The organism is Cyanobium sp. LEGE 06143 (assembly GCF_015207535.1).
GTDB lineage: Bacteria > Cyanobacteriota > Cyanobacteriia > PCC-6307 > Cyanobiaceae > NIES-981.
This window is the reverse complement of sequence record NZ_JADEWP010000084.1, coordinates 1-10,074: the sequence shown is the minus strand read 5'-3', so window position 1 is coordinate 10,074 and position 10,074 is coordinate 1. Positions and strand designations below refer to the sequence as shown.

Genomic DNA, 10,074 nt, shown 5'->3' with positions numbered 1-10,074 from the left:
CCCACCCGCCGGCGTCACCGATCAGCCGGGCCCACCGCCGTTTCGCCCTGGTCTTGAGGGGGTGCCCGCCACCCAGTCGGCCATCTGCGATATCGACGGTCAGCGCGGGCGGCTCACCTACCGGGGCTTCAACGCCGAGACCCTGGTGGCCAACAGCTCCTTTCTGGAAACCACCTACCTGCTGATCTGGGGCGAGTTGCCCACCGCCGAAGGCCTGCGCCAGTTCGAGCAGGAGGTGCAGATGCACCGCCGGGTGAGCTTCCGCATCCGCGACATGATGAAGTGCTTCCCGGCCACCGGCCACCCGATGGATGCGTTGCAGAGCAGCGCGGCCTCCCTGGGCCTCTTCTATTCGCGGCGCGCCCTCGACAACCCCGAGTACATCGCCGAGGCGGTGGTGCGGCTGATCGCCAAGATCCCCACCATGGTGGCGGCGTTCCAGCTGATCCGCAAAGGCCAGGACCCGATCCAGCCCCGCGACGACCTCGCCTTTGCCTCCAACATCCTCTACATGCTCATGGAGCGGGAGCCCGACCCGCTGGCGGCCCGCATCTTCGATGCCTGCCTGATCCTGCACGCCGAGCACAGCCTCAACGCCAGCACCTTCAGCGCCCGGGTGACGGCCAGCACCCTCACCGATCCCTACGCCGTGGTGGCCTCGGCGGTGGGCACGCTGGCCGGTCCCCTGCACGGCGGTGCCAACGAGGACGTGCTGGCCATGCTGGAAGCGATCGGCAGCGAGGAGCGGGTGGGGCCCTGGCTCGACCGGGCCATCGCCGAGAAGCAGAAGATCATGGGCTTCGGTCACCGCGAATACAAGGTGAAGGACCCCCGCGCCGTGATCCTGCAGGGGCTGGCCGAGCAGCTGTTCGACCGCTTCGGCCACGATCCCCTCTACGACCTGGCCCGCAAGGTGGAGGAGGAGGCCAGCTCCCGGCTGGGCCCGAAGGGCATCTACCCCAACGTGGACTTCTATTCCGGCCTCGTGTATCGCAAGCTCGGCATTCCCCGCGACCTGTTCACCCCCGTCTTCGCCATCGCCCGCACGGCCGGTTGGCTGGCCCACTGGAAGGAGCAGCTTGGTGCAAACCGCATCTTCCGACCGTCGCAGATTTACACCGGGTCTGCACCACGTGAGTGGATCCCCCTGGAAGCCCGCTAAGTTGCTGCGATCTGAGACGCCGTCATGCTGAGCCCCTCAGGGCCAGGTCTGGCCTCGGTGCTGGGGCTCGTCCCGGCCACCGCCCTCCCACCTGGTCCTGGCCTTGATCTCGAGGCCAGTTTCGTTGCTCTGCTCCAGGGTCTGGGCCTCAGCCCAGGGGCCGCGCACCTGCTCTGGCTGCCCCTGCCCATGCTGCTGGTGCTGGTCGCCGCCGTGGTGGGGGTGCTGGTGAACGTGTGGCTGGAGCGCAAGATCTCCGCCGCCGTGCAGCAGCGGATCGGCCCCGAATATGCCGGAGCCCTGGGGATGCTGCAGCCCATGGCCGATGGCCTCAAGCTGCTGTTCAAGGAAGACATCATTCCCGCCCGGGCCGACGGCCTGCTGTTCACCCTCGGCCCGGTGCTGGTGCTGATCCCGGTGATTCTCAGCTGGCTGGTGGTGCCCTTCGGCGAGCACCTGGTGATCAGCAATGTGGGCATCGGCATCTTCCTCTGGATTGCCCTGAGTTCCATCCAGCCGATCGGCCTGCTTATGAGCGGCTACGCCTCCAACAACAAGTACTCGCTGCTGGGTGGCCTGCGGGCGGCGGCCCAGTCGATCAGCTATGAAATTCCGCTGGCCCTGGCCGTGTTGGCCGTGGTGATGATGAGCAACTCGCTCAGCACCGTGGACATTGTGGCCCAGCAGAACGGGGCCGGCATCCTCAGCTGGAACATCTGGCGCCAGCCCGTGGGCTTCGTGATCTTCTGGATCTGCGTGCTGGCCGAATGCGAGCGCCTTCCCTTTGATCTCCCCGAGGCGGAGGAGGAGCTGGTGGCTGGCTATCAGACCGAGTACGCCGGCATGAAGTTCGCCCTGTTCTATCTGGGCAGCTACATCAACCTGGTGCTCTCGGCCCTGCTGGTGTCGGTGCTCTACCTGGGGGGCTGGGGCTTCCCGCTGCCGGTGGAATGGCTGGCGGGCTGGCTGGGTCAGCCGATCGATGCGCCACTGGTTCAGGTGATCACGGGGTCTGTGGGGATCGTGATGACCGTATTGAAGGCCTACCTGCTGGTGTTCCTGGCGATCCTGCTGCGCTGGACCACCCCCCGGGTGCGCATCGACCAACTCCTTGACCTGGGCTGGAAGTTCCTGCTGCCGATCGCCCTGGTCAACCTGCTCGTCACCGCTGGTCTCAAGCTGGCTTTCCCCGCCGTCTTCGGCGGCTGAACCTTCAGCTTCGGCTCTCCTGAGTCATCATGGTCGTGCTTCGACCAGACCAGCCCCGTCGTCCAACCGCCTTCAAGCGCATGTTCGGGTTTCTCAAAAAAGTCGGCGACTACAGCCGCGATGCGGTGGGTGCCGCCCAATACATGACCCAGGGGCTGGCGGTCACCTTTGATCACCTGCGCCGCAGGCCGGTCACGGTGCAGTATCCCTACGAAAAGCTGATCCCCTCGGAGCGCTATCGCGGCCGCATTCATTTCGAGTTCGACAAGTGCATTGCCTGCGAAGTATGCGTGAGGGTGTGCCCAATCAATCTGCCTGTGGTGGATTGGACGATGAACAAAGCCACCAAGAAAAAAGAGCTCAGTAATTATTCGATTGATTTCGGAGTTTGCATCTTCTGTGGCAACTGTGTGGAATACTGCCCCACCAACTGCCTCTCGATGACGGAGGAGTACGAGCTCTCCGCCTTTGACCGCCACAGCCTCAACTACGACAACGTGGCGCTCGGACGCCTGCCCACCAGCGTCACCAGTGACCCCGCTGTGGTGGCCCTGCGGGAGCTCGCCTACCTGCCCAAGGGAGAAATGGATCCCCACGGCGTGCCCGACACCACGCCACGAGCGGGGCAGCTGCCTGAGCAGGTGCTCGCTGCGATGCCAGCCTCAGCCCCGGCCCCCAAGGACAAGCCCGCTTCGGAGAGTGACAGCTGATGACCATTGCCTCCAGCACCCAGTTCATCTGCTTCGCCATCCTCGCCAGCACCCTGGTGGCCGGAACCCTGGGCGTTGTGCTGCTGCCCAACATCGTCTATTCCGCCTTCCTGCTCGCTGGCGTCTTCCTTTCTGTGGCCGGGCTCTACCTGATGCTCAATGCCAGCTTCGTGGCAGCGGCCCAGGTGCTCGTGTATGTGGGCGCCGTGAACGTGTTGATCCTGTTCGCGATCATGCTGGTGAACAAGCGGGAGGATCTCACCGTGATCAAGGGCCTGGCTCTGCGCCGGGGGCTGTCGGGCCTGGTCTGCGGCGGGCTGTTTGCCCTGCTCTTCCGGGTGGCCGTCACCACGCCCTGGAACCTGCCTGGTCCCACGCCGATCGGTGAGGAGGCCACCATCCGCATCGGTGAGCACCTCTTCTCCGACTATCTGCTGCCGTTTGAGCTCGCCTCCGTGCTGTTGCTGATGGCCATGATCGGTGCCATCGTTCTAGCCAGGCGCGATGTGTTCAGCTCCGATATCGCCACCGGTGAGGCCGCTGATCAGGAGCTGATCGAGCAGTCCCGTTATCCCCTGTTGCTCGACAAGTCGTCGTCCTGAGCTGGACCGACCGGTCGACCCTCTGATGCCGGCATCATGGCCCCAGTCTTGGCACCCCATTCAGCGTTAGCTCAGCCCCCCTCCGTCACCATCACCCCACCATGGAGCCCAGTCTTTCCGCCACGATTCCTCTTCAGGCCTACCTGGTGCTGGCGGCTCTGCTGTTCTGCGCCGGCGTGTGGGGGCTGATCAACAGCCGCAACGCGGTGCGGGTGCTGATGAGCATCGAGCTGATGCTGAATGCGGTGAACATCAACCTGATGGCCTTCTCCAGCTATCTCGATGGTGAGCTGATCCGTGGCCAGGTGTTCGCGATCTTCGTGATCACCGTGGCGGCTGCAGAGGCTGCGGTGGGTCTGGCGATCCTGCTCTCGCTCTACCGCAACCGCGAAACCGTGGACATGGAGCGTTTCAACCTGCTGCGCTGGTGATCCCTGAACTCTCCCCATGCGGCTCGATCGCATCTGGCTGATCGCCAGAGCCGGCAGCCAGGCTGCCCAGCGCCAGGCCCAGCGCTGTGCCCAGGACCTGCGCAGCCAGGGAGCCACCGTGACCATGGCCACCAGTGGCCCCGTCAACAACCCCTTCCCGGGACTGCTGGCCACCGAGCCTGAACTGCCGGATCTGGCCATCGTGCTGGGCGGTGATGGCACGGTGCTGGGAGCCGCCCGCCACCTGGCTCCTCTGGCCATTCCAATCCTCTGCTTCAACGTGGGCGGTCACCTGGGCTTTCTCACCCACAACCGCAACCTGCTGCGTCTCGATGGCGAGGCCCCACGCCGCGGCACCGCCTCCGATGACCCGCGCAGCCTCTGGAGCATCCTGCGCGAAGACGCCTTCGCGGTGGAGCAGCGCATGATGCTGGAGGCCCACATCGATCGCGGTGATGGTGTTGAGGCGGCCGCGGAGCTGACCCATCTCGCCCTCAACGACGTCTATTTCCGTCCAGGCCTCGATGAACGCTCGCCCACCTGCGTGCTGGAGCTGGAGATCGATGGTGAGGTGGTGGACCAGTTCCGCGGCGATGGGCTGATCATCGCCACCCCCACCGGATCCACCGGTTACGCCATGGCGGCCGGTGGGCCGATCCTGCATCCCGGCATCGAGGCGATCGTGGTCACGCCGATCTGCCCGATCAGCCTCTCCAGCCGCGCCCTCGTGGTGCCCCCCCGGGCCCAGCTGTCGGTGTGGCCCCTGGGGGAGTCGAGCCGCCGGGTCAACCTCTGGCAGGACGGAGCCCAGGCCACCACCCTGGAGCCGGGTGACCGGGCCCTGGTGCAGCGCTCGGGCCATCCGGCGCTGATGCTCGTGCTGGAGCGCAGCCCCTCCTATTACCGCACCCTCACCCACAAGCTGCACTGGGCTGGCAGCCTGATTGCCGGCGAACCCTCCCACAACTGACCCCAGCCATGGCCCTGGAGATCGAGCGTCGGTTCCTGGTGCACGGTGACGAGTGGCGCCAGCACATCACTGGGCGAGCCCATCTGTTGCAGGGCTACCTGGTGAGCGGCCCCGGTGGACTCACCCTGCGGGTGCGCTCCAGCAGGGCGGAGGATGCGCTGGGGGGAGAGCCTGCCGAGGCCTGGCTCACCCTCAAGGCTCCGCTGGCGGCCGGCGGGGCTTCTGGTCTGCCTGGGGAAGTCCCGGGGCAGCCCGATGGCCTGGTGCGGCAGGAGTTCGAGTACGCCATCCCTCTCGCCGATGCCCAGGCCCTGTTGGCCCTGGCCCCCTTCCAGATCAGGAAGTGGCGCTACCACCTCGCCCTGCCTGGTGGTGACTGGGTGGTGGATGTGTTCGAAGCGGCCAATGCCCCCCTGGTGCTGGCGGAGGTGGAGCTTGCGTCGGCTGACCAGTTGCCCCCCCTGCCGCCCTGGTGCGCCCAGGAGGTGACCGGGCGCCACGAGCTCAGCAATGCCGCCCTGGCCCGTGAGCCCCTGCAGGCTTGGAGCCCTGAACGGCGCCGGAGCCTGCCGCACTGGCTGCACAGGGGGGCGGTGGCATCGGATACAATCAACAGACTTTCTTAAGGAGCTGGGCGTGCTCGGTCTCTACGACAGCCAGGGTGTGTTGCGCTTTGCTGGCCGGGACCGGGACGACTGTCTCGCCTACGCCGAGCTCTTCGCGCTGCCTGAGGACAGCTACAGCCTCGAGAGCGTGGCGGTGCTGGTGGGCGGCTCCCTTGCCAGCACCCCCCAGGCTGCCTTGGCGGGGGTCTGAGGCAGGGGCTCCCGAAACCCTGTGCGGGGTGCGGACTGCCCGCTCATGCTGAGACCTGCTCAGCTTTCCTCGTCAGGCTGATGCTCCAGTGAGCAGCAGTTGAAGCCATCACGGCAGATCTTGCCCCGATCCATCGCCCAGTTCAGCAGGGCAACGCGGTTCTTGGCGCCGGTCTTGGTGAAGATGTTGCTCACGTGGTTGTCCACGGTGCGCTTGCTGATCGTGAGCAGGCCCGCGATCTCCTGATTGGTGAGCCCTTCCGCCACCAGGGAGATGATTTCCAGTTCCCGCTCGGAGAGGTTGCGCTCCTGGGGCTGATGCTGCTGGAGCTCTCTGCCCATCTCCGCCAGGCCCATAGGCACTTCTTCACTCTAGGCAGGCCCCTGCCGCATGATGGGGCCTGCGATGGGAAGCTTGGCTTGCTGCTCCAACAGGCCCTGGCCAGCGGGCAACCGGCGATCACGGCTGAGGTCACTCCGCCGCGGGGAGGAGACCCCAGCCGCACCCTGGCCGCTGCCGCAGCGCTGCGCCACTGGGTGCACGCCATCAACGTGACCGATGGCAGCAGGGCAGTGATGCGGATGAGCAGCCTGGCCCTGTGCCGTCTGATGCTGGACATCGGTCTGGAGCCCGTGCTGCAGATGGCCTGCCGCGATCGCAACCGCATTGCCCTTCAGGCCGATCTGCTGGGGGCCCACGCCCTCGGCCTGCGCAATCTGCTCTGCCTCACGGGGGACCCGGTGAGGGCTGGGGATCAGCCCGGGGCCCGGCCCGTGAATGAGCTCGAATCGGTGCGGCTGCTGCAGCTGGTGGCCCAGCTGAATAGCGCTCAGGACCCGGTGCGTGGCCTGCTGCCGGATGGCGGCACCGCGTTCTTCGCCGGAGCGGCCGCCGACCCCCAGAGCCCCAGCTGGAGCGGCCTTCAGAGCCGCATGCGCCGCARGCAGCGTGCCGGGGCCCGCTTTGTGCAGACCCAGATGGTGACGGATGCCACCGCCCTGCGCCGCTTCGTCGACGAGATCGCCGCCCCCCTGGGGCTGCCGGTGCTGGCCGGTGTGTTTCTGCTCAAGTCGGCGAAGAACGCGCTGTTCATCAACCGGGTGGTGCCCGGAGCGAACATTCCCCAGCGCCTGATCGATCGTCTGGCCGCTGCGACCGATCCTGCGGCGGAAGGGGTGGCCATCGCTGCGGAACAGGTGGCCAGCTATCTGGAGATCGCCCAGGGGGTTCACGTGATGGCGATCAAGGCGGAAGCGCTCATCCCCAGAATCCTCGCCCAGGCCGGGCTTGCTCCGCTGCAGCCGGCTGCAGGGCTTGAGCACGGCGACCACGGCCTTTCGGCGGCTCCGCCTCCCCCTGCCGCTGTGGCCCTGGGCAGGGAGGTGTCGTCCTAGCCAGGGCCCCGCTGCGGCTGAACCAGGTCCTGGTTGAGGGTGAGATCGTTGCCCAGCAGTTCCGCCAGGGCCTTCTGCTGCGGGCTCGGCGACAGCACGTCCTGGCGGCGGGCATCGGTGATCAGCCAGTCGAGGGCGGCCTCCTGGAGGTCGAAGTGATCGCCGTTGCGGTCCACGCAGTAGCGACCGAACACGAGCTTCTCGACCAGGCGCACGCCGGGACCGATGCGGGAGTAGTCGAAGATGATCGAGTTGTCGATCACGGCGCCTTCGCAGATCTGACAGCTGGGGCCGATCATGGCCGGCCCGATGATCGTGGCACCGTCTTCGATGCGGGTCATGCCGCCCACGTAGATCGGCCCCTCCACCCTGATCCGATCCCAGTTGGCGGCCACATTCAGGCCGGTGTACACCCCAGGCCGCACTTCTTTGCCGGGAATCTGCACCTGCCGCACCTTGCCCTGGAGCACGCTGCGGATGGCCTGCCAGTAGTCGGGCACTTTGCCGATGTCCACCCACTCGAATTCCATCGGCAGGGCGTAGAAGGGCGCTCCAGCAGCCACCAGCTTCGGGAACAGATCCGAGCCGATGTCGAAGGGTTGGTTGCTGGGCACGAAATCGAGCACTTCCGGCTCGAAGATGTAGATGCCGGTGTTGATCATGTTGCTGGCGGCCTCCGCCAACGCAGGCTTCTCCTGGAAGGAGAGCACCCTGCCGCCGTCATCGGTCACCACCACGCCATAGCTGCTCACCTGATCGTTCGGCACCCGCTTGGTGACCAGGCTCGCCATCGCGCCCTTCTCACGATGCAGGCGCACGGCTTCGGTGAGGTCGAGATCGATCAGCGCATCGCCGCACAGCACCACGAAGGTGTCGTCGAAGAAGGTCTGAAAGTTCTGGATCTTCTTGAGGCCTCCAGCGGAGCCCAGGGCATCGCCGATCAGTTCACCGTCTTCGATGCGGCCTTCAAAGCTGTAGGCGATCTCCACCCCGAAGCGCTGGCCGTCGCGAAAGTAATTCTCGATCTCTTCTGCCAGGTGTGACACATTCACCATCACTTCGGTGAAGCCGTGCTGCCGCAGCAGCTCGAGCAGAAACTCCATCACGGGCTTCTGCAGGATGGGGATCATCGGCTTGGGAATGGTGTGCGTGATCGGCCGCACCCTTGTTCCTTTGCCAGCCGCCAGAATCATCGCCTTCATCTGGGCGTACTCACTGAGGTCGGGGGGCCCCACCTTACGCGCAGGATCAGGCCACCAGCTGCTCCACCCCTGCCGGGGCGGCCGGTCCTGCGGCTGAGAGCTGGGCCACGCTGCCGCTCAGGGCCTGCGCCGCGCAGCGCCGCAGGCTCAGGCAGGCGCCCAGGCCGCCGGGCTGCTCCAAGTCCACCTTGCCCTGGTGGCAGAGGAAGAGCAGGGCCCAGAACACCCCCACCCGATCCCGGTCCAGGTCATCGTCCGCCCCGGCCGGCTGGGGGGCTTCGGCCCAGGCGCCTACGAGCTCCTCGAAGTCGACCCAGTCGTGGGCTGGGTCCCAGCTCAGCATGAACTGGCTGAGGGCGGCGGTGGTCTCCGGCAGCTTCTCCCGGTGGGCCAGGTTCGTCACCTGGGCGATCGCCGCCCGATCGCTGTAGCGGTGGGGGCGGTGACGCTGACGGCTGGGGCCCGCAGGCTCCTGCTCCAGCCGCTCAGCGATCTCCTCCAGCTGGCGGATCAACTCGCCCAGCGTCACCGGGCGCTGCAGGGGTGGCGGCGCCACTGGGCGACGCCAGAGGTGGCGCTCAGGCCGTCGCGGCAGTTGCAGGGCAGGATCACCTCCCCAGTCGGCCCCCTCGGCGTCGAAGGCGGCGTCGAAATCGTCGTCCAGCGGTTCCTCCAGGGGCAGGGTGCTGGCCTCGAGCAGCTCGGCTTTGAGGCTCACCAGCACCGAGGCGGCCAGGAAGGCCTCGCTGGCCTCCGCCAGGTCGTGCTCATAGCTGCCTCCCCGGCTGGCCCCAGCCGCTGAAACCAGCCGGGGCACGGTGATGCGCTGGCGCAGCTGATCCAGAAAGCCGTCGATCACGGCAATCACATCCACGTCCCAGGGATCGAGATCCCCCTGGACGGCCGCATCCTGCAAGAGCCGGATGGCCAGTCTGGCGCCGCCGTCTGCCAATCCCGTCCCGGTGGTCCAAAGGTCTGTGTCGGCACGCTACCGGCGTTGGCCATGCTCAACCACCCCGTTGGTAGCTCTCCTGATCAGGAGGCCAGGCTGGAGTCTTCGGCGCCCATGGCCTCAGGGGCCTCAGTGGCGTGGGAGGGCCCAGGGGCGGAACTCTCGCCGGCGGCGGGCAGCAGGGCCAACTGGGCATCCACGGTGGCGCGGTAGCGCTGCAGGTCGTTCTCCAGCTCCTGGATGCGCACCTGCTGGGCCTCGTACTCGCCCTGGGTCTGCAGGGCTTCCACCTTGCGCACCACCCCGGTCCACACCGCGAACACCCAGGCCGCTGTGGCGCCGATGCCGCCCACCACCAGCAGCAGCGCGGCCAGCGGCATGGTGGCGTTGAGACCCGGCAGGAAGTGCACAGTGGTGGCGGCCGTGTTCTCCAGGGTGAACATCACCGTGGCCAGGCCGAAGCTGAAGATCAGCAGGAAGTTCAGCTGTTTCATGTCGCTCCACCCCAGGGCGTGGGCGGCAGCTTACGCACAATTCCGATCGCCGTCACGGCTCAGGCCGGGGCTGCCGGCAGGGGCAGGGGAGGGGCCTGCAGCAGCTGCTGACGGATCACGCGGCTGGCGGGC

13 protein-coding genes are annotated in these 10,074 nt (G+C 66.6%); 9 read left to right on the top strand and 4 right to left on the bottom strand.

Going from position 1 to position 10,074, the window contains the following annotated elements; translation table 11 throughout:
• Positions 1-61 precede the first annotated feature (61 nt).
• The 8 genes from IQ216_RS07505 to IQ216_RS07470 all read left to right on the top strand — a co-directional run bounded on the left by IQ216_RS07505 (position 62) and on the right by IQ216_RS07470 (position 5,900).
• Complete coding sequence (locus tag IQ216_RS07505) at positions 62-1,162, top strand: citrate synthase (protein ID WP_193814988.1); 1,101 nt, start codon at positions 62-64, stop codon at positions 1,160-1,162.
• 24 nt (positions 1,163-1,186) lie between these two features.
• Entirely contained in the window at positions 1,187-2,371 is a 1,185-nt protein-coding gene (nuoH, locus tag IQ216_RS07500; RefSeq protein WP_228007264.1) for an NADH-quinone oxidoreductase subunit NuoH, read from the top strand.
• Positions 2,372-2,451: 80 nt separating this feature from the next.
• Positions 2,452-3,081, top strand: coding sequence for an NAD(P)H-quinone oxidoreductase subunit I (ndhI, locus tag IQ216_RS07495; RefSeq protein ID WP_186700069.1), 630 nt, complete (start codon positions 2,452-2,454; stop codon positions 3,079-3,081).
• On the top strand, positions 3,081-3,683 hold the full coding sequence (locus IQ216_RS07490) for an NADH-quinone oxidoreductase subunit J (RefSeq protein WP_193814987.1): 603 nt from the start codon (positions 3,081-3,083) through the stop codon (positions 3,681-3,683). Before ndhI ends, IQ216_RS07490 begins: the two co-directional genes overlap by 1 nt.
• 101 nt (positions 3,684-3,784) lie before the next feature.
• Complete coding sequence (gene nuoK / locus IQ216_RS07485) at positions 3,785-4,114, top strand: NADH-quinone oxidoreductase subunit NuoK (RefSeq protein WP_186698373.1); 330 nt, start codon at positions 3,785-3,787, stop codon at positions 4,112-4,114.
• Between the two features lie 16 nt (positions 4,115-4,130).
• The gene (locus tag IQ216_RS07480) at positions 4,131-5,084 is read left to right on the top strand and encodes an NAD(+) kinase (RefSeq protein WP_193814986.1); all 954 of its coding nucleotides are present in this window, start codon (positions 4,131-4,133) and stop codon (positions 5,082-5,084) included.
• 8 nt (positions 5,085-5,092) lie between these two features.
• Positions 5,093-5,710, top strand: coding sequence for a CYTH domain-containing protein (locus tag IQ216_RS07475; RefSeq protein ID WP_193814985.1), 618 nt, complete (start codon positions 5,093-5,095; stop codon positions 5,708-5,710).
• 10 nt (positions 5,711-5,720) lie between these two features.
• On the top strand, positions 5,721-5,900 hold the full coding sequence (locus tag IQ216_RS07470; RefSeq protein ID WP_193814984.1) for a hypothetical protein: 180 nt from the start codon (positions 5,721-5,723) through the stop codon (positions 5,898-5,900).
• A gap of 59 nt (positions 5,901-5,959) precedes the next feature.
• On the opposite strand, the gene IQ216_RS07465 is transcribed toward IQ216_RS07470, so the two are convergent.
• The gene (locus IQ216_RS07465) at positions 5,960-6,241 is read right to left on the bottom strand and encodes a response regulator transcription factor (protein WP_186698381.1); all 282 of its coding nucleotides are present in this window, start codon (positions 6,239-6,241) and stop codon (positions 5,960-5,962) included.
• Positions 6,242-6,319: 78 nt separating this feature from the next.
• On the opposite strand from IQ216_RS07465, the gene IQ216_RS07460 reads away from it, so the two are divergent.
• On the top strand, positions 6,320-7,294 hold the full coding sequence (locus tag IQ216_RS07460; protein WP_228007263.1) for a methylenetetrahydrofolate reductase: 975 nt from the start codon (positions 6,320-6,322) through the stop codon (positions 7,292-7,294).
• Here IQ216_RS07460 and IQ216_RS07455 read toward each other — a convergent pair.
• The 3 genes from IQ216_RS07455 to IQ216_RS07445 all read right to left on the bottom strand — a co-directional run bounded on the left by IQ216_RS07455 (position 7,291) and on the right by IQ216_RS07445 (position 9,942).
• The gene (locus tag IQ216_RS07455; protein WP_186700071.1) at positions 7,291-8,496 is read right to left on the bottom strand and encodes an NDP-sugar synthase; all 1,206 of its coding nucleotides are present in this window, start codon (positions 8,494-8,496) and stop codon (positions 7,291-7,293) included. The two genes, IQ216_RS07460 and IQ216_RS07455, sit on opposite strands and share 4 nt — an antisense overlap.
• A 46-nt stretch (positions 8,497-8,542) precedes the next feature.
• A complete protein-coding gene (locus IQ216_RS07450) occupies positions 8,543-9,448 on the bottom strand; it encodes a segregation/condensation protein A (protein ID WP_193814982.1) in 906 nt (301 codons plus the stop codon).
• Positions 9,449-9,531: 83 nt separating this feature from the next.
• Positions 9,532-9,942 carry a LapA family protein gene (locus tag IQ216_RS07445; protein WP_186698387.1) on the bottom strand — a complete coding sequence of 137 codons (411 nt, stop codon included), beginning with the start codon at positions 9,940-9,942 and terminating at the stop codon, positions 9,532-9,534.
• Positions 9,943-10,074 lie beyond the last annotated feature (132 nt).

Bases quoted from the DNA above. Each gene is read 5' to 3' on its own strand.
- nuoH (WP_228007264.1), top strand. From the start codon at position 1,187: ATGCTGAGCCCCTCAGGGCCAGGTCTGGCCTCGGTGCTGGGGCTCGTC.
- ndhI (WP_186700069.1), top strand. From the start codon at position 2,452: ATGTTCGGGTTTCTCAAAAAAGTCGGCGACTACAGCCGCGATGCGGTG.
- IQ216_RS07490 (WP_193814987.1), top strand. From the start codon at position 3,081: ATGACCATTGCCTCCAGCACCCAGTTCATCTGCTTCGCCATCCTCGCC.
- nuoK (WP_186698373.1), top strand. From the start codon at position 3,785: ATGGAGCCCAGTCTTTCCGCCACGATTCCTCTTCAGGCCTACCTGGTG.
- IQ216_RS07480 (WP_193814986.1), top strand. From the start codon at position 4,131: ATGCGGCTCGATCGCATCTGGCTGATCGCCAGAGCCGGCAGCCAGGCT.
- IQ216_RS07475 (WP_193814985.1), top strand. From the start codon at position 5,093: ATGGCCCTGGAGATCGAGCGTCGGTTCCTGGTGCACGGTGACGAGTGG.
- IQ216_RS07465 (WP_186698381.1), bottom strand. From the start codon at position 6,241: ATGGGCAGAGAGCTCCAGCAGCATCAGCCCCAGGAGCGCAACCTCTCC.
- IQ216_RS07455 (WP_186700071.1), bottom strand. From the start codon at position 8,496: ATGAAGGCGATGATTCTGGCGGCTGGCAAAGGAACAAGGGTGCGGCCG.
- IQ216_RS07445 (WP_186698387.1), bottom strand. From the start codon at position 9,942: ATGAAACAGCTGAACTTCCTGCTGATCTTCAGCTTCGGCCTGGCCACG.